Source organism: Embleya sp. NPDC001921 (assembly GCF_053594475.1).
Window position 1 is genome coordinate 78,830 of sequence record NZ_JBSFEO010000016.1, and the last position, 19,070, is coordinate 97,899.

9 protein-coding genes are annotated in these 19,070 nt (G+C 73.3%); 4 read left to right on the forward strand and 5 right to left on the reverse strand.

The window, feature by feature from the left end; genetic code table 11:
- Positions 1–27: 27 nt before the first annotated feature.
- Positions 28–819 (reverse strand): SDR family NAD(P)-dependent oxidoreductase, encoded by a 792-nt coding sequence (locus tag ACWCPW_RS20150; RefSeq protein ID WP_449762936.1) that lies wholly within the window; start codon positions 817–819, stop codon positions 28–30.
- A 140-nt stretch (positions 820–959) separates the two neighbouring features.
- On the opposite strand from ACWCPW_RS20150, the gene ACWCPW_RS20155 reads away from it, so the two are divergent.
- From ACWCPW_RS20155 to ACWCPW_RS20165, 3 genes are all read left to right on the forward strand, one after another.
- Positions 960–1,565 (forward strand): TetR/AcrR family transcriptional regulator, encoded by a 606-nt coding sequence (locus ACWCPW_RS20155; RefSeq protein WP_449762937.1) that lies wholly within the window; start codon positions 960–962, stop codon positions 1,563–1,565.
- Positions 1,566–1,626: 61 nt separating this feature from the next.
- A complete protein-coding gene (locus ACWCPW_RS20160; RefSeq protein WP_449762938.1) occupies positions 1,627–2,322 on the forward strand; it encodes a glycerophosphodiester phosphodiesterase in 696 nt (231 codons plus the stop codon).
- 163 nt (positions 2,323–2,485) lie between these two features.
- The gene (locus ACWCPW_RS20165) at positions 2,486–2,770 is read left to right on the forward strand and encodes a hypothetical protein (protein ID WP_449762939.1); all 285 of its coding nucleotides are present in this window, start codon (positions 2,486–2,488) and stop codon (positions 2,768–2,770) included.
- A gap of 115 nt (positions 2,771–2,885) precedes the next feature.
- On the opposite strand, the gene ACWCPW_RS20170 is transcribed toward ACWCPW_RS20165, so the two are convergent.
- Positions 2,886–4,586, reverse strand: a complete 1,701-nt coding sequence (locus ACWCPW_RS20170) for a SulP family inorganic anion transporter (protein ID WP_449762940.1) — start codon at positions 4,584–4,586, stop codon at positions 2,886–2,888.
- 808 nt (positions 4,587–5,394) lie between these two features.
- Between ACWCPW_RS20170 and ACWCPW_RS20175 the strand changes: the two genes are divergently transcribed.
- Positions 5,395–7,176 carry a protein kinase domain-containing protein gene (locus tag ACWCPW_RS20175; protein ID WP_449762941.1) on the forward strand — a complete coding sequence of 594 codons (1,782 nt, stop codon included), beginning with the start codon at positions 5,395–5,397 and terminating at the stop codon, positions 7,174–7,176.
- Between the two features lie 126 nt (positions 7,177–7,302).
- Here the strand turns inward: ACWCPW_RS20175 and ACWCPW_RS20180 are convergent, their stop codons facing one another.
- The 3 genes from ACWCPW_RS20180 to ACWCPW_RS20190 are packed head-to-tail and all read right to left on the reverse strand — an operon-like array spanning position 7,303 to position 18,866.
- Positions 7,303–8,484 carry a hypothetical protein gene (locus tag ACWCPW_RS20180; RefSeq protein ID WP_449762942.1) on the reverse strand — a complete coding sequence of 394 codons (1,182 nt, stop codon included), beginning with the start codon at positions 8,482–8,484 and terminating at the stop codon, positions 7,303–7,305.
- Between the two features lie 29 nt (positions 8,485–8,513).
- A complete protein-coding gene (locus tag ACWCPW_RS20185; RefSeq protein ID WP_449762943.1) occupies positions 8,514–11,120 on the reverse strand; it encodes a right-handed parallel beta-helix repeat-containing protein in 2,607 nt (868 codons plus the stop codon).
- A gap of 12 nt (positions 11,121–11,132) precedes the next feature.
- The gene (locus ACWCPW_RS20190; protein ID WP_449762944.1) at positions 11,133–18,866 is read right to left on the reverse strand and encodes a hypothetical protein; all 7,734 of its coding nucleotides are present in this window, start codon (positions 18,864–18,866) and stop codon (positions 11,133–11,135) included.
- Positions 18,867–19,070 lie beyond the last annotated feature (204 nt).

The window sequence follows — 19,070 nt, forward strand, 5'->3', positions numbered from 1 at the left end:
TGGACCGCCCGGGGCGGCGCGGGAGTGTCAGGCGGCCTTGAGCGCGCCGCCGTCGACGAGGTGGTCCGTGCCGGTCACGCTGCCCGCGAGCGGGGAGAGCAGGTAGGCGACCGCGGTCGCCACCTCGGCGGGCTCGACGAAGCGTCCGGTGACCATGCCGGTCGCGCCGGGGAGCGCGGCGAGCAACTGTTCGTGGGACAGGCCCATGGATGTGGCCAGTTGGGCGCCGTAGCCGTCCGGCGCCTCCCACATCGCGGTGCGCACCGCGCCGGGGGAGACCGTGTTGACCCGGACGCCGCGCGGCCCGAACTCCTCGGCGAGCGCCTTGCCGAACGCGGTCAGCGCGGCCTTGGCGGTGGTGTATGTCACCGGCCCGGCGTGCGGCACTCGGGCGCCGAGCGAGGAGATGTTCACGATCGCGCCGCGCGCGTCGAGCAGCGCGGGCAGTGCGGCGCGCGTGGTGCGCACGGCGGCCAGGAAGTTGAGCTCGAACGAGGCGAGCCACTGGTCGTCGGTGAAGCTCAGGAAGCCGCCGGTCTGATCGTCGCCGCCCGCGTCGCCGCCGCCGACGTTGTTGACCAGGATGTCGAGTCGGCCGAACTCGGCCGCGGCGCGTTCGGCGAGTCGGATCGGCCCGTCGGGTCGGGCCAGGTCCACGGCCATGGTCAGGGCGCCGGTCGCGGCGAGCTCCGGGGTGAGGGTGCGGGAGGCGGCCAGGACGCGGACGCCCTCGTCGGCGAGGGCGGACACGATCGCCAGGCCGATGCCTCGGCTCGCGCCGGTCACCAGGGCGGTCTTGCCGTCGAGACGCAGGTCCATGAGGGCTCCTTGGGTAGTGCAGCCGCAGGTGGTGCCGCCGCGAACGCTAAGTGGTGCTTCGGTGATGCACTGAACTTAGAACATGCATCACTGATGATGCAAGTAGGGCTGGAGTGGCGACTTTGTCGTACAGTTCGACCGTGACTTCGAAGGCGAGTGGTACCGGGGAGCGCACGCGACCGCTGCGCGCGGACGCGGAGCGGACCGTGCGCGCGATCCTGGAGGCGGCCGAGCGGGTGCTGAGCGAGAATCCGGCGGCCACGATGGAGCAGATCGCCGAGGCGGCCGGGGTGGCCAGGACGACGGTGCACCGTCGGTTCGCCACCCGCGAGGCGTTGATCGCGGCGATGAGTGTGTGGGCCGCGCGGCAGTTCCACGACGCGGTGACGGCGGGGCGGCCGGAGACCACGCCGCCCGCCGTCGCGCTGTACCAGGTCACCGCGAACGTGCTGCGGGTGAAGCTCGCGTGGGGCTTCGCGATGACCGCGCCGCGCACCGACGACTCCGAGCCGGCGCGCGTGCACGCGGACGTGCTCGACCGGTGCGACCGGCTCTTCCGGCGGGCCAGGGAGGCCGGGGTGCTGCGTGCGGACGTCGACCTGGACTGGACCCGGCGGGTGTACTACGCGCTGATCCACGAGGCCGCGCAGCACGACCGGGGCGAGGACGCGGACGTGCTGGCGACCCGGATCGTGGACACCCTGCTGCGTGGATTCGGCATGCCCGACGGCGCCTCGGCGCGATGAGCCCGGGCCGGTCGGCCCCCGTGTACGGTGTGCCCGCCGGTCCCCGATCGAGAGGTTTGTCGTGACCCTGGCCGTGGCCCACCGAGGCGACCCCCGGCGCTTTCGGGAGAACACCCTGCCGTCGTTGGCGAGCGCACTGGAGCAGGGCGCCGATCTGGTCGAGGTCGACCTCGAGATCACCCGGGACGGGCACTTGGTGCTCCTGCACGACGCGACGCTGCGCCGGTTGTGGTGGCGCAACGCGCGGGTGCGGGACCTGACGTTGGCTCAGGTCCAGGAGATCGGCCGGCGCGGGAAGTACCGGGTGCCCGGCTTCGGCGAGGCGTTGGAGCTGATCAAGGGCACCCGAGGCGGGTTGATGGTCGACTTCGGCGAGATCGAACTGGCCGAGCCGGCCGTGGACGCGGTCGACCGACACGGGGTGAACGAGCGGATTTTGTACGTCGGCGGGCCGGTCGCGATGAGCCGGGTGCGCGAGCACGCCGCGCACGCGCACATCGGGCTCAGCGGCGACTCGTTCGCACGTGTGCCGGACGCGGCGGTGCTGCGCGACCTGCGGCCGGAGTACATCAACCTGCGCTGGCGGGCGTACGACGCGGCCTCGGTCGAGCGTTGCCACGCGGACGGTTACCTGGTGAGCGCGTGGACGGTGGACTCGCCGCGGGTGATGCGCCGGCTGGTGGGAATGGGCGTGGACATGATCATCAGCAATCGCATCGGGCGGCTGATCGGTGTGCTGGCGGAGGGACAGGGCTGAGCCCGCGGGGCGGGGCGGCAGGACCGGACGGCGGGGCACCACCCGAGCGGGACGGTGCCGCACGGGTGGTCGTCGCGGGTGCCGCGTGCGCGGCGGTTACCGTGGCGGGGCAGTCCGGGTGCGTACCCCGGTGGTCTGCTCCGCCCCGACGCGAGGAACCGTGATGACCGAACCAGCCCCGGAGCCGGCCCCGGAGTCGGCCCCGGAGCCAGGCGCGGCCGGGCCGGGCGCGCCGCCCGCCCCGGCTGCTTCGTCTGCTCCGGCCGCCTCGTCCGCCTCGTCCGCCTCGTCCGCCTCGTCCGCCTCGTCCGCGGCGATATCGCGGCGGCCTCGGGAGACGCAGAAGCAGACCGAGAAGGGCATTCTGATCTGGCTCTGCTTCTTCCTGTTCGTCACGCACATCATCGGCGGCGTGTTCTGGCTCGCGTTCCACTATCTGGGCGAGTAGCGACGGGCTCCTTGGCGTGGCTCTCCCGGCGGGCTCCTTCGACGGGCTTGCGGTGGGCTGCGGGTTTGCTTGCGGCGGGCTTGTGCGGTGGGCTTCCGGGGCTGCGGGTGCGCCGTCAGCGGGCCGCCGGTTTCGGGCGGCCGGCGCGGACGAGTTCCCGGGCGTGCCGGATCGCACCGCGCGTGTCCGGGAAGACCAGGTGATCGCGGCGCAGATGCTCGGCGATCCGCAGCGCGTCCAGAACCTGATCGTGGTCCGGCTGGACGCCGGAGAGCAATACGGTGACGCCGCGCACCTCCAGGTCGGTGATCGCCTCGCCCAGGACGCCGGCGCCGGTCGCGTCGATCGCGGTCACCCGAGACATCCGCAGAACGACCACCCGGACGTCCTCCACCTCGGACAACCGGGTGAGCAGGCGGTGTGCGGCCGGGAAGAACAGCGGCCCGTCCAGGCGGAACACCGCGATGTGGCCGGTCGAGGGCCCGGGCGTGCCGCGGGGCCCGGCCCCGGCCTCCTCCTCCGCGTCGTCGGTGGGGATCGGTACCGGCTCCAGCCGGGCCGAGCGGGTCACCTGGCGCAGCGCCAGGACGACGGCGAGGGCGATGCCGATCACCACCGCGGTGACCAGGTCCACCGCGACGGTCACCACGAACGTCACCGCGAGCACGGCGGCGTCGGCGCGCGTGGAGCGGGCCAGCGCGGCCAGCGTGGAGATCTGGACCATGCGCACGCAGGTGGCCAGCAGTACGCCCGCCAGCGCGGGCAGCGGGATGTGCGAGACCAGGCCGGCCGCGCTGAAGACGATCACCGCGAGCACGACGGCGTGGGTGAGCGCGGCGAGCCGGGAGGACGCGCCGGCGCGGACGTTGACGGCGGTTCGGGCGATGGCCGCGGTGGCCGGTACGCCGCCGAACAGGGGCGTGGCCAGGTTGGCGATGCCCTGGCCGAGGAGTTCGCGATCGGGGTCGTGGCGTTGGCCGGTCGTCATCCCGTCGGCCACGCTCGCGCACAGGAGCGCCTCGAGGCCGGCCAGTGCGGCGACGGCCAGGGCGGACGGGAGCAGGACGACCAGCATCGACGCGTCGAGGAAGGCCAGGGACGGGGCGGGCAGCCCGTTGGGCAGGCTGCCGATGCGGGCCACGTCGAGGGTGGGCAGGACCTCGGCCAGGAGGGTCGCGGCGGCCACCGCGAGCAGCGAGAACGGTACGCCCGGCCGCCATCGCGCGCAGACCAGGAGCAGCGCGGCCACGCCGAGGGCCATCGCGGGGGCGTCGGCGTCCGGGTGTTCGAGGAAGCGCACGGTGGCGTGCCCGGCGACCTGCCACACCTTCTCGCCCTCGCCGGCCGCGCCCAACGCGGCGGGCACCTGCTGGAGGGCGATCACCACGGCGATGCCCGCGGTGAAGCCCTCGACGACCGGCAGCGGCAGGTACTTCGCGGCCCGGCCCAGGCGCAGTACGGCGACCACGACCAGCAGTACGCCGGCCATCAGGCCGACCATCAACACGCCGTCGGTGCCGTGGCGTTGCACGACCGGGACCAGGACCACGGTCATCGCCCCGGTCGGTCCGGACACCTGGAGGTTGGACCCGCCGAACACCGCCGCCAGCGCGCCCGCGACCACCGCCGTCACCAGCCCGGCCTGCGCGCCGACCCCCGACGCCACGCCGAACGCCAACGCCAGTGGCAACGCGACCACCGCGACGGTGAGTCCGGCCAGCAGATCCCGCCCCGGCGCGCGGCGTATCGCCGGCAGATCACCGGGCCCCGGCAACAACCCGGCGACCCGGCCCCATCCCCTGAAGAACGCTTCCATCAACGCCCTGACCTCTCGTCGGCCGAGGCGACCCCGCACCCGTTCGGGCATGCCGAATCGCCATACCCCGCACACCGGTTCGTGTGCCGCGTACCCGGCCCAGGTCCGGGCGCCCGGGTCCGGGCGCCGTCGCACCGCCCTCACACGTGGGGGCGCGGACCCCTCGCGGGGCCGTGGGAGATCGGGTGTCGTGTGATCCGTGTCGTCAGGTGGTCCACATCCGGCGAACGCGCGAATCGCGGCGCGGCCCCATGGCGGGGGCACTCTCGCCTCTGCGCCGACCCTAGCAAAAAGTGATGATCAAAATAACCGATAGTCCTACATCCATCACGTTCCGCACCCAACCGTCACGCTACCCCCTGGCGGGGCGGGGGTGGGTGGGGCGCGAAGCTCTCGACGGTGAGTGGGCGACTCGGCCGGGGCGTTCGGGTCCGAGGTGGGCGTGTGGGTGGCGGGTTGGGGGCGGGGGTGGTGGATGGGGTTTGGGGTGGGGCGCGAAGCTCCCGACCGTGAGCGGGTGACTCGGCCGGCGCGTTCGGGTCACGGGTGGGCGTGCGGGGGCTTGCGTCGTGGGTCGGAGTGGGGGCGGTCGAGGTGGTCTGGGGTGGGGCGCGATGCGCCCGACCGTAAGCGGGCGACTCGGCCGGGGCGTTCGGCTCCCGGGCGGGCAGGCCGGGGTTCGCATGGTGGGCGGGGGTGTGGGTTGGGGGTTCGGCGGGTGGGGTGGGGTTGGTTTTCGGCGAGGGAGTTGCCCACGATGCGGGCGGCGAGTGCCGGTGTGGGAGTCCGGATTTGTAGGGTGTGCCGCATGACCCCGGGTGTACCTGGCAGACGCGTGATCGACGGCCGCTTCGAGTTGCTGGAGCGGCTCGGTGGTGGCGGCATGGGCTTGGTCTGGCGGGCGCGTGACCTGGCGCTGGAACGCGAGGTCGCGCTCAAGGAGGTCCGGCCGCCGGACCCGGCGCTGCTGGAGGACGATCCGACCGCCGCGCGGATGTTGCGCGAGCGGGTGCTGCGCGAGGCCAGGTCGCTGGCCCGGCTGAACCACCCACACGTGGTGACGATTCATCACATCGTGGATGCCGCCGAGGTTCCGCATCCGTGGCTGGTGATGGAACTGGTCCCGGGCGGCTCGCTGCACGACCGGTTGACGGTCGGGCCGATCCCGCCCGCCGAGGCCGCCGCGATCGGTCGGGGTGTGCTGTCCGCGCTGAGCGCCGCGCACGCGGCCGGGATCCACCACCGCGACGTCAAGCCGGGCAACGTGTTGTTGCGCGCCGACGGCAGCCCGGTGCTGACCGACTTCGGCATCGCCGCGCTGCGCGAGTCGACGAGTCTGACCGCGACCGGGGACCTGATCGGCTCGCCCGAGTACATCGCGCCCGAGCGCATCCGCGGCGAGGAGGACAACGCGGCGTCCGACCTGTGGTCGCTGGGAATGATGTTGTACGTAGCGGTCGAGGGGCGACATCCGCTGCGCAAGGCGACCAGCCTGGCCACGCTCGCCGCGGTGTTGACCGAGACGGTGCCGGCGCCGGTCCGCGCGGGTGCGCTGACTCCGGTCCTGGAGGCGCTGCTGGTCCGCGACCCTGCGGCCCGCCCGGACGCGGCGCACCTGGACCGGCTGTTGGCCGAGGCGGCCGGCGAGCCGACCGGGCGGCCCTCGTCGCAGCACACCACGTCGGCGCTGCCGGTCGCCGACGCCCTCGCCTGGCAGCCGGCCGACCTCGGCGGCGGTCGCGCGGCGGATGCGGGACCGGCCTGGTCGGGCGCGGACCGGGTCGGCGCGGAGGCGAACTCCGGTGCCTGGCAGGCGTCGTCGACCCCGCCACCGCCGTCCGAACCGCCGTCCTCGCGCTATGCGACGCCGTTCACCCCGGCCGAACCCCAGTCGCCGGATCGGCAGCGGGTCCGCCGGGTCCGGATCATCGCCGGTTCCGCGGTCGGCACCATCCTGGTCGGCGGATTGGTCGCGCTGGTCCTGGCCTCCCAATTCGGCGACAAGGGTTCGGATTCCGACACGAAGGCCGGCGCCGGCACGCAGAGCACCAACAGCGCGCGCCCCACCCCGTCGCCCGACGTGCCGGGGATCCCGGTCGACTCGACACCCACCCGGCCGTCGGCGACGCGCACCACCAAGCCCCCCGCGGAGACGGTGAACCTGCTCACCCCCACCGCCATCCGCGGCCTGATCGACGCGATGGCCCCGGTGATCGGGGGGACCAAGGTGAAGGAACTCAACGTCTACGACAAGTACGCCTTCACGGAGGTACCGGTCGCCGGCAATGCCCGCCTGTACGACCGCTTCTCCTACCGCGACGGCGCGACCAAGAAGGAATCCGGCTCCGGGACCGACCGGGACGACAAGACCATCGACCTGACGAAGGTCAACTGGGACGCGCTGCCCGCGCTGATGGCCAAGGCCGACAAGGAACTGGGCGTCACCACGCCCAAGAACCACTACGTGATCCTGGACATCGGACTGATCGACCGGGTGCCGGCGCTGAAGATCTACGTCAGTGACGACTACGGGGGCGGCTATCTGCGGGCCGACCTGGACGGCAAGGTCGTCAAGATGTACCCGCGCTGAGCCGCGCACCCGTGGAACGCGGGCAACCGGCCGGGCCGCGAAGGGCCCGGCCGGGAGGAAACAGCCGGGAGGAAACAGCCGGCGGGAAACAGCCGGTGGAAGTGGTCGCCGGAAGCGGTCGCCGGGTCAGCGGTCGTAGCAGAGCACCCGCGCCTGACCCGCGGCCAGGTGCGCGTACGTCTTGTCCTGGCCCACCCAGTCCTCGCCCCGGTTGACCATGCGCAGCACCACCTTGCCGTCCTTGACCGGCAGGCTCACGCCCTGGATCCAGGCGCCGCGGTGCGCGGTCTGGTCGACGGTGAAGGTGGATCGGACCGGAGCGGAACCGCTATCGGTGTCCAGCACCTGGTAGAACGCCGGCTTGCCGGCCGCGTCGCGCCAGGTCGAGCCGCCGGGCACGTACACCTGCACCGAGCAACTCTTGGCCCTGGCACCGGCGTTCCAGGTCCACACCGCGGCGACACTGGAATCGTCCTTGGTCTTGGAGCCGGACATCGGGATCGCCCAGAAGTCGTCCCCGCACCCGGCCGTGCCCAGGCCGCCGCTGCCGACCTTGTACCAGCCCTCCTTGCCGTCGCTGTACTCGCCCTGCACCCGGAATCCGGCGCCCGAGTTCGAACAACCCAGCCCGGCATAGCCGTTGTAGACCTGCTGCGGTCCCTGGGCCGGGGCGACCGGCGGCTTGGCCGGGGTGCTCGGCGGCGGCACCGGCGGCTTGGCGCCCGACGTGGTGCCGCCGGCGCCACCGCCGGCGACCGAACCGCCCGGAGTGGACCCGCCGGCCCCGGGGACGGCGGAGCCACCGCCACCGCCGACCCCGCCGCCACCCGCGCCACCGCCGGCCACCGCACCGCCGCCCCCGCCGGCGGCACCGCCGTTGTAGGCCACCGAGCCGCCCGCCCCCGTGCCGGGCACGCCGCCCGGCTGGTAGCCGACCGGCGCTCCGCCGGGCGGACCCTGCGGCACCGCGGGCGTGCCGTCGGCACTCACCGGAACCCCCTCGACCGGGGCCGGTTCGGCGCTGCCCGGGGTGCCCCAGCCGGCGGGCGTACCCGGCAACGCCGCGTTCGCCGCGACGTGTTGCACGTCGCGGCGGGGATGCGAGGCGGCGGTGCCGGGCGCGGCCAGCAGCGGCACCAGCACGATCGCGCCGGTGGTCAGCGCCGCGGCGCCGCCGATCGTGCCCCAGACCCGCGGGCCGGGCACCGGGCCGCGGGCGCCGGTGCCGGGTCGGCGGGCGAAGGTGGCCGCGAAGCCGTTCGGGTCGTCGGGGGAACCACCGTTGTGCGGGCGGTTGTTGGCGGGCACGGGGACTCCAGGTGTCGGGGGGAGGATGCTCACGCGGTCGCGCCCGCGAGGGACGCGGGCAGGTCCGCGACCTCCAGGGCGATCAGTTGGGCCGCGTCGGGGTTGTCGAGTTCGGCGACCCGACCGGCCTGACGTTCCGTCATCTCCTGGAACGCCTGCCGGGCCGAGCGCCCGTTGCCGAAGCCGCCGCCGCGGGTCATGCCGGCGAACAGCGCGAGCAGTTCGGCGCGCGCGGCGGGGGTCAGTTCGTAGCGATGCCGCTCCGCCTGGTGCTCGACGATGGCCACGAGCTGCTCGGCGTCGTAGTCCTCGAACAGCAGCGTGCGGGTGAACCGGGAGGCCAGGCCCGGGTTGGAGGACACGAACCGGTCCATGTCGTCGGGATATCCGGCGGCGATCACCACGACGTCGTCGCGGTGATCCTCCATCAGCTTCACCAGCGTGGCGATCGCCTCGGAGCCGAAGTCGTTGCCGCCGGCGAGCGGCGACAACGAATAGGCCTCGTCGATGAACAACACGCCGCCGATCGCCCGGTTGAACGCGGCGGCGGTCTTGGGCCCGGTGTGGCCGACGTACTCGCCGACCAGCGCGCTGCGGTCGACCTCGACCAGATGGCCGTGGCCGAGCAGGCCGAGCGCCTTGAGCAGCCGGCCGTACAGCCGCGCCACCGTGGTCTTGCCGGTGCCCGGGTTGCCCGCGAAGACCAGGTGCCGGCTCAGCGGCGGCGCGGGCAGCCCGGCCTCGACCCGGAGCCGGACCGTCTGCATCAGCTTGGCCATCGACGCCACGTCGCGCTTGACCCCGTCCAGGCCCACCAGTTCGCCGAGTTCGGCGAGCAGGTCGGGCAGGCTCTCCTCGACCACGTCGGGCAACTCGGGCACGGACGCGGCGGCAGCCGAGGGACCCGGCGCGATGCCCGCGGTCGCGGCGGTCGCGAGCCGCGGGCCGCTGCCGGCGCCGAGCGCGGGATCGCAGTCGTCGAACACCGGCGCGGCGTTCGGATCCGTGCTCAGGTCGTCGGTGCATTCGCGCACCCGGCAGCGACGGAACAGCGGATCCGCGCCGCCGCCCACGTGCAGCGCCGCGTAGCCGGCGCCGATCACGTCGCACCCGGTGAAGGTGCCGCCGGCTTGCTCGGCGACGTACAGGCCGTTCTTGCCCGGCCGTTCGATCCGCAGACCGTGCACCGTGGGACGGGCGCCGGTCCACACCACCAGGCCCGAGCCGGTGCAGTCCTCGATCGAGCCGCCGGCCAGCTCGGCCCGCGAACCCGCGTCGAACACGATGCCCGCGGCGCCCGCGCCGGTGACCCGGTTGCCGGCCAGCTCGGCGACGCCCTCGCCGGTGACCTCGATCCCGGTCCGCCCGGCCGCGCGCACCGTGCAGCCCGACACCCGCGATCCGGTCGGCGAACCGATCCCGATGCCGGTCGCGGTGTCCGCGACCAGGCAGCCGGAGAGCGCGGCCGAGGACCGGCCGGTGACCGCGATCCCGGTCATCGCGGCGGCCGAGACCGTACAGTCGGTCAGCTCGGCCCGGGCGGTGTCCGCGGTGTGCACGCCGTGCTCGGGAGTTCCCCGGACCCGGCAGTCGGCCAGCTTGAGCACGGCGGTGCCGGCGGCGTGAACCGCGCCGTAGCCGGAGTCCAGGATCCGGCAGTCGGTCAGGTCGGCGCCCGCACCCTCGGTGAGCAGTACGCCGTTGGTCGCCGAGCGGCGCACCGCGCAGCCCTGCGCGACCACCCGCGCGGTGCCGTCGAGCACGATGCCGGCCTCGGCGGCGTCCAGGATGCGACAGTCGGTCAGCTCGGCCCGGGCGCTGCCGCCGAGCCGGATGCCGGCCGCGCCCGGCGCACTCACGCGGCTCTCGCCCGCCACAGCCGAGGACGCGTCCTCCAGCAGCAGGCCCACCCGCCCGCAGCCGTGCAGCACCGAATCGCTCAGCCGCAACATCGCCCGGCCGCGCAGCCGGATGCCCGAGCCGGAGGTGGCCTCCAGGCGCAGCCGCGCCACGCCCACCCGCGCACCGCCCGACAGCACGATCCCGGTGCCCTCGATCGCGCTGACCTCGACGTCCTCGACCCGGGCCCGCGCGTCACCGGACACATGCAGGCCCGCGAGCCGCGCGCCGCGCACGCGCGTGCCGGTGAGCAGCAGCGCCGAGGTGGTCCCGGCGGCCGTCGGCGCGGCGTCCAGGTCCGGATCGGCGCCGTCCTCCCCGGGCCGGTCCGGCCCGCCGCGCACCTCGATCCGGCCACCGGTCACCGTGCAGTCGGCCAGGATCAGGCCCGCGCCCGGACCCACGCTGACGGCCGGCACGTCGGTGCCCGCGCCGTGCACGCTCAGCCCGCGCACCACGCAGTCCGCCGCGTCCACGGTGATCGCCGGGCCGTGGTCGGTCGCGGTCAGCACCACCTCGCCGCCGGCCGGCTCCGGACACACCGTCACCGACCGGGCCAGCACCAGCGATTCGGTGTAGTGGCCGGCGGCGACCCACACGGTCGCGCCGGGGGGCGCGGCGCGGACCGCGTCCGCGATCCGGCGATGGGTGCCGCGGCCCTTGGCGGCCACCCGGACGGCCGCCGGCCCGGTGCCGCTCCCTCGATGGTCGATGCTCGACACCTGTGCGCTACGCACCCTTCTGCTCTTCTAGTACCAGTACGGATGGATGGCGCCCCGCAGCGTCGGCGTGAGCCAGCCGCTGAAGACCTTCTCGAGAGACTTGAAGGCGATGTTGAGGACGAACTCGTTGAAGCCCTGCCGGTGGAACAACCGACCGCCGGCACCGCTGAGCACGACGTTGCGGGCCAGCGCCACGCTGCCGTTGCTCAACATGCCGGAGAACGCGGACAGACCGCCGTCCAGGAACGCGTCCCAGCCGGTGAGCTTGTGGGTGAGACCGTCGGCGCCGGTGATCCCCCACACCGAGGCGTTCATCGCGCCGTTGACCCACCCGGTGATCCCGCCCAGGCCGATGTTGAAGCCGAAGTCGTAGGTGCCGCTGCGCCACCGGATCGGCGTCTCGTTGCCCGCCCACTCGTTGGCCCAGGTCTTGTCGTGGTTGCCCGGGCGCCGGTTCCAGTGCTTGCCGCCGTCGATGTTGCCCAGACCGCTCTTGGCGTCGCCCATCCAGCGGGTGTGCGTGAGCTTGTTCTCGTGGATGAAGGTGCCCAGCGTGGTCTTGACCGCGGAGCCCACCGCCGCGTTCGCGAACGACTTGAGCACGTCCTTACCGGTGAAGGGCTTGTTGTTGATCGCCGCGGTGATGCCGTTGGCGATCAGGTTCGCGGCGAACTCGATCACGAACTCCTGTCCGAGCTCCAGGAGGGCCTTCTTCGCGATCACCGACCAGTACGGCTGGTAGGCGGCTTCGGCCAGGCGGATCGTGCCGGCCGCCGGGATGTTCGGCAGGCCCTGCAGCGCGCCGCGGAACTGCGTCGCGTCGATGCCCAGCCGGCTGTCCGTCCACGGCATGCGCTGCCCCTCGCGGATCCGCCGTCCCCAGCCCCGCAGTTCGCTCAGCGGGCCGCGGAAGTCGTACTCGGTGCCGATCGCCTGCCAGCGGCCCAGCGAGTCGGTGGTGATCACCACGCCGCCGTCGGTGCGCCGGCCGAGCAGGTGGTCGCCCGCGCTGTAGTGCCGCCACTGGCCGCGCCACGCGTCGGTCTCCAGGAAGGTGCCGTCCGGCATGCGCTCGCGGGTACGCACCGCCGCGCCGTGGTCGAACTCCTTCCACGTGCCGGGGGCGGGCGTCGTGTCGCCGCCGGGGTGATACTCGCGCACCCGGGCCGGCGCGCTGTCGCCGATGTGCGGCGGGGTTTCCCGGACCACCACACGCGCACCGGTGGAGGGTCGGTACTCGTCGCGGAACAGCAGGTTCCCGTTGCCGGTCGGTTGCGCCTCCCATCGGCCGTTGGCGCCGCCCTCGGGGTTCCACCAGGTCCTGACCTGCCCACCCGTTTCGCCGGCGGCACGGGGATGCGGTGTCTCCGCGCCGTTCGCGCCGAACTTCCGCCACTCCCAGCCGTCCTCCCCGGTGCGCCACGCGTCGACGTACTTGCCGCCGTCGAGCATCCTGCGCTCGCGCACCAGGTTGTTCCCGGCATCGAAGTCGCGGAAGGAGTCGTCGAACGGCAACTTGGGGTCGTCCGAGCCGCGGAAGAGAACCCGCTTGCCCTCCGTGACGTTTCCGTTGGAGTCGACCGCGTGCCAGTCCCAGGTCCGCGCGGTCGGCTTCCCGGCCGCGGTGACCGTGACGTGCCCGGTGCCGTCGGCGGCCGGCCAGGTGTGGCGCTGCCCGGACAGGTAGCCGTGGCCGTCGCGCCGCACCCAGTCGGCGTTCGGGTCGGCGACCAGGTTGCCGGCCGGGTCGCGGTGCGGCTGGGGGGCGTTGTACTCGCGCACGTTCCCGTTCGCGAAGCCCTCGCGGACCACCCTCGGGTCGGTGCCGTCGGCGGCGAACCGGATGTCCTGCCACACCGCGTCGGCCGGGCCACCGCCCGGGGTCTCGATCCGGTAGCCGGTCGTGCTCCCGTCGTTCCACGGCACCGACCCCGCGGGCGCGTTCGGGTGGGGTGTCACGGTGTCGCCGACCTTGAGCGTCGAGCCGCTGTGCAGCTTGGTCTGCGAGCGGGCGAAGCTCCCGTCGGCGTGGATGTCGACGTAGCCGCCGTCGTCGCCGACGAACCGGGCACCGGACCGCGACAGCGGCTCGCCGCCCGCCGGATTCGGCGTGGTCTTCTCCCACGCGAACATCTGGTAGCGGGTGTCCGGGCCGAGGAAGGCGTGGATGCCGGTGGGTTCGGTGCCGCCCTCGCCGAGCATGCGGCGGGCCCACTGCGGCGGGCGCTGCTCGGAGACCCGGTTCGTGGTGAACGTCGAACCGTCCGTCTTGACCTCGTGCTTGCCGGACTCCTTGCCCTGCGGCGACTGCTTGTCCCAGGAGGGCTGCACGTCCCAGGTCGTGTGCGTGGGATCGGTCGGCCTGGCCAACGGGTGTTCGACATAGTGCCGCGCCTTGTTCGGCGAGTGCAGCGGCCCCCACTGCTTCTGGACCAGGTCGCCGCGGGCGGGGGTGTGGCCGTTCGCGTCGGGCTGCGCGATGGTCCGGTCGCTCCACCCGCCGTCGGCGTGCGGTGTGCGCGGGCCGTGCGCGAGTTCGTTGCCGGTCGCGTCGTACCGGTGCCAGGTCCAGCCCGCGTCGCCCTCGACGCCCAGCGTGTGACCGGCCCGGGTGTCGAACTTCTGCAGTGTGTCCCGGTATTCGCGGACCACGGTGTGGCCGGAGTCCACGTCCTGCCAGCCGAAACCGGAGGTGTCGAACCTGCGCGTGCCGGAGTTGGCCACGGCGGCGTCCACGCCGTACTCGACCCACGTGGTGCGCCGGCTGGTGCTGCCGAACCCGCTGAGGTCGGTACGGCGGAACGCGTCGAGCGTGTTGCCGCCGGGCAGCAGTCGGCGCTCGAACACGTCGACCTTGCCGGGCGTGGCCGACTTGAGCTTGATCCCGCCGTTCGCGGCGCCGCTCGCGTCGACCGTGCCGCGCTCGAAGCCGTTGCGCTCGAAGCCGGCGGGCTTGTTCAGATCGGCCGGAGGGGTCACGCCGTCGCGGTACTCCTGCCGCCAGGTGCGGGCGTGATGGTCCACCACGTACTGGTGGTCCGTGCGGCGACCGTCCTTGAGGACGTTGAAGCCCTCGTGGTTGAGCGATCCGTCGTTGCCGTGGGTGCGGAACTCGCCGTGGCGCGGGCTGTTCGGCTCGTTGATCGTGACGCGCAGCTCACCGGTGACCGGGTCCCTGGACACCGTGCGGGCCGGCCCCGGTACGCCGGGCGCCTCGACCAGGTGCACCGTCGGCGCGGCGCCCGTGGCGTGATCCACCGTCACGCGCGCCGTGGGCGCGGCGGCGGACGGATCGCGCAGGACGATCGTCTCGTGGGTCAACGCGCCGCTGTTGTTGTCGAAGACCCGGTGGCCACCGTGCGCGTCGTCGACCCGGATCCCGTCCGGGGTCGAGGTCGCGGGCCGCGCGGAGCCGGGATCGAACGCGTTGTCGAGCATCTGAGCGGGACCGGTCGTAGGCCGGTCCACGTACCCGATCCGGGCGCCCGCCGCGTCGAACAACTCCCGACCGCTTCCGACCGGGTTGCCGCCGGCGTCGAAGCGCTCGTACGTCCGGGCCCCGCCCGGCCGCGGCTCGACGCGGTAGCCGCCGCCGGGGTGGACCTGCACGACCTCGGGTCGAGGAACGCCGTGCGTGTCGGTGAGCCGGTGTCCGGTGCCCTCGGCCACCACGAAACGCGGATCGCCCGCGCCGCCCAGCGCGATGCCGCGCTCGGCGACGGCGCCGTCGGCGGTGTAGCGCACGGACGCGCCCCCGACGTTGTCGGTGACCCGGAAGCCGCCCTGTACGGCGGTGACTTCGCGGCCCGGCACGAGCGTGCCGTGGGTGTCGGTGAGGGTGAGTCGGCCGTTGCCCGCATCGACGACGAAGTGTGTCTCGTCGGCGCCGGCGCGCAGCGGGGTGCCGTGTTCGATGGAGCCGTCGCGGCTGTGGCGGATGGAGGTGTTGGTGCTCGTGTCGGTGACGCGGAAGCCGTCTTGTATCGCGGTGACTTCGCGGTGGGGGATGGGTCGGCCGTCGAGGTCGGTGAGGGTGAGTCGGCCGTTGCCGTTGTCGACGACGAAGTGGGTGTCGTCGCCGCCGAGTCGGGTGCTGTGTTCGATGGAGCCGTCGCGGCTGTGGCGGATGGAGGTGTTGGTGCTCGTGTCGGTGACGCGGAAGCCGTCTTGTATCGCGGTGACTTCGCGGTGGGGGATGGGTCGGCCGTCGAGGTCGGTGAGGGTGAGTCGGCCGTTGCCGTTGTCGACGACGAAGTGGGTGTCGTCGCCGCCGAGTCGGGTGCTGTGTTCGATGGAGCCGTCGCGGCTGTAGCGGATCGAGGTGTTGGTGCTCGTGTCGGTGACGCGCAGGCCGTTGCCGTGGTCGACCGAGGTGAGCGTGTGGTCGGGGATCGGTCGGCCGTGGACGTCGGTCAGGCGGAGGTTCTCGGCGCCGTCCTCGACCAGGAAGTGTGCTCCGTGCGGGCCGTCGAGCGCCGTGCCGCTCTCGACCAGGACTCCGCGGGCGCTGTATCGGGCGGTCCCACCGGTGGTCGGGTCGGTGACCCGGAAGCCGTGGCCGTCGACGCCGGTGACGGTGTGGTCCGGGAACGGCCGGCCGAGGACGTCGGTGAGCCTGTGCGTGGTGCCGTCGGTGACCACGAAGCGCGGATCGCCGGGACCGGCCAGTGCCGTGCCCCGATCCAGGACGCTGCCGTCCACCCGGTAGCGGGTACTGGAGCCGGTGGTCGGGTCGGTGACCCGGAAGCCGTGTGCGTCGGAGGTGACCAGCGACTCGGTGACGCGCGTGCCGCGGGCGTCGACGAGCGTGTGGGTCGTCGGTCCGGAGCCGTGATACTCCGTCAGCAGCGTCAGACCCGAGGGCTGACCACGCAACGGCACGTGCGTGGTGAGGAGTTCACCCGCCGGTCCGAAGCCGTGCACGGTGCCGTCCGGGTGGCGGACGGCGAAGCCCGAACTCCCGCGCACCTCCAGGACCGGTCCGGCGGCGGGCGCGCCGCCGTCCGCGCCCACCAGCGTGTGTCGCGGACGGCCGGCCTCGTCGAACGTGGTGCGAATGGACAGGCCGTCCAAGCCGTGCGTACCGGGGCCGACGTGCAGCGTGATGTCCGGGGCCGACTGCGCGAGGCCGCCGGCGACCGGCGTGGTCGGGGTGTTCGAGATGCCGGTGGTCGAGCTCGTCGGCAGGTCGCGCACGCCGTTGTCGGGACCGTGCGGGGCGCCGCCGACCAGCCTCGGGCGCTCCAACAGGCTCTGCGCCTGGATCTGGGCGATGCCCTGGTCGATCCGGGCCGGATCCACGCCGAGCCGGTCCAGCCGGGTGAGCGCGGTCTCCACCTTGGTCGAGGCGTGATCCACCGCGAGCCGCGCGTCGCGCTCGAACGCGGACGGCTTGGAGCCGCCGCCGGGGCGAATCTCCAGATCGTGCAACACCTGCTGGGCCCGGCCCAGTTCGGTGCGCGCCGAGGCCAGGTCGCGCCAGGCCTCGACGCGGCTCGCGCGCAACGGGTCGTCGGCGGCGCCGAACAGCGCGCCGACGCGATCCGCTTCACGCCGCCACAACTGCTCCAACTGCCCCGGGGCGAGCCGGTTGCCCGGGCCGACCAGGCCCGCGCCGGGCGGCGGCGGAGTCGGCGCGACCGCGAGCGGGCTCGCCGCGGGCGGCCCGGAGACCGGCCGGCCAGCCGAGCCCGGGGCGTGCGGCGGCAGCGCACCGGCGTTGGTGGGGGAGTCCAGGACGCGGATCGGCGTGCTCGGAGCGTGGTCCAGCAGGTTCAGCGCGCGCCCGACGTGATCCGGCATCGGTGCGGTCGGCGACGGGCCGCCCGCGAGCGTGGCCGGGGACGGCGCGGACACGCCGGTCGTCGCGCCGAACTCGACCGGCTTGAGCTGTACTTGCGGGTGCACCTGGGGCGCGGTCAGGCCGTGGCCCCCGGTCAGGCCCGGGTTGGTCAGCGCCGGTCCGTTCAGAGTCGGGGTGGACAGGTTCGGATTGGCCAGGTGCGCGACGCCGGTGGTGGTGCCGCCCGGGCCGCCCCCGGTGAGCAGCGACGGCGTGTTCGGGCGGTGCGTGACGCCGTTCTGGACCAGGTCGAGCGCGGACAGCGAGGTGAGCGACGGGGTGTGCGTGACGGCGGGCAGCGCACCCGGGGTGGGCAGCGCGTGTACCGCGCCGGCGGCGGCGTTGGTCGGGGCGAGTTGGCCGATCGAGCCGACCCCGGTCAGCTCCATCCGGCCGCTTCCCACCGGCGTCGGCAGCTTGGCCCAGTCGCCGATCTGCACCATCCGCAGGTCGCGCGCCCCGATGTCCAGGAGCGCGTCCATCCTGCGCACCGCGTCCGGCGCGAACTGCATCACCTCGCCGAACGAGGTGGGGATGTGCAACCCGCCCGGGGAGGTCACGGTCAGGTTCGTCGGCGGGGCCAGGCTCTTGAGATTGATCCCGCCCGGGCCGGGACCGGCCCAGTCGCCGATCCGGATCCGGGCCAGATCGGCCACCGGCATGTCGGTCAGCGCGTTCACGCCGTGCAGCGGCGGCGTCGGGATCTGGCTCAGGCCACGCCCGCCCGCGCTCAGCAGTGGCGCGCCGTAGCGGAACTTGCCCAGCACGCCGCGCTCGTAGAAGCCGATCTGCAACGCCCGCTTGAGCCCGAACCTGCTGATCTCGGCCGCGTCCACCGGCAGGATCAGCCGCAGCCACTTGGTGCCGCCCAACTGGTCCTTGGCGAACTTCCAGGTGCTGCCCGCGAATCCCTTGAGCGCGCCGGGGATGCCGCGGAACAGCGCCGGGATCGCCTTGAAGCCGTTGACCACGGCCAGCCCGCCCTTGCCGAGCGTGGAGCGGATCCAGGACGGCAGTTTCAGCGTCGCCGCGCCCACCCACAGGCCGCCGACCTTGATCCAGTTGCCCGCGAGGCGGGCGAAGTCCTTGATCGCCGGGATGAACGCGAACGAGCGGAACGCCCCCGCGTTGAAGGTGCCCTTGACGAACTTCCACGCGGACTGGCCGAATTTCGCGAAGCCGTTCCAGACGAACTTCGCGCCGTCCTTGAACAGTTTGAGCAGGTTGATGCCCTTGGTGGTCGGCGCGATCATCCCCAGACCGGACAGGAACAGGTCCAGCAGGCCGGCCTTGCCCTGCGAGAAGTCCACCGCGGTCTTGACGAACAGGACCAGGTTGACCCCGATCGCCAGCAGTGCGAGCGGCCCGCCGAGCAGCAGCGCGGGCAGGATCAGCAGGATCGCGAGCCAGTTGAACGCCTCCCAGAACAACTCGCAGTCGGTCACCGGCTGCTTGATGCCGGCCGCCGCGGTGTTGACCACCTTCGCGGTGGTCTGGGCCTGGGTGCGCTGGGCTGTGCCCGCGTCGCGCGCGGTCGTCCCGTACTGGGCGCGGTGGGGATCCTCGGCGGTCAGGCCGCGGCCGTTGGCCAGCGCGGTGTCGGCGATCCGCTGCTGGGTCTCCATCACGTCGACGTAGGTGCGCATCGACTTGGCCGAGTTCTCGAACGCGTCGGCGATGCTCTGCACGAACTCGCGCAACGGGCCGCTGATCCTGTCCCGCAGGGCGTCCGCGGTCTGGCCGACGAAGGCGCCCTTCCCGGTCTTGTCCAGGACCGAGTTCAGGCCCGAGTCGATCTCGCGGGCGACGCGTCCCAGGCTGTCCATCGAGTCGACCAGCGCGCGCAGTCGGACGGGGTCACCCGGGGTCGGATCGGTACTCAATCCGATCGTGTTCCAGTCGGTGGGGCGGTTGCCCATGACCCGTCGTCTCCTCGCCGTGCTCGCCGGACCTCGCCCGGACCACGCCCGAGCCGGTCGGTTGGTTCATCGGCGTACGGGATCGACCGCGCGGGTGCGCCCGCCCGCGCGCGAGCGACCGGCTTCGATCGGTTCGTGCGCACTCTCCCGGCCGGGCGATGAACCGCGCACCCGACCCGGGCGTGGTCACGGCGACGGATCCGG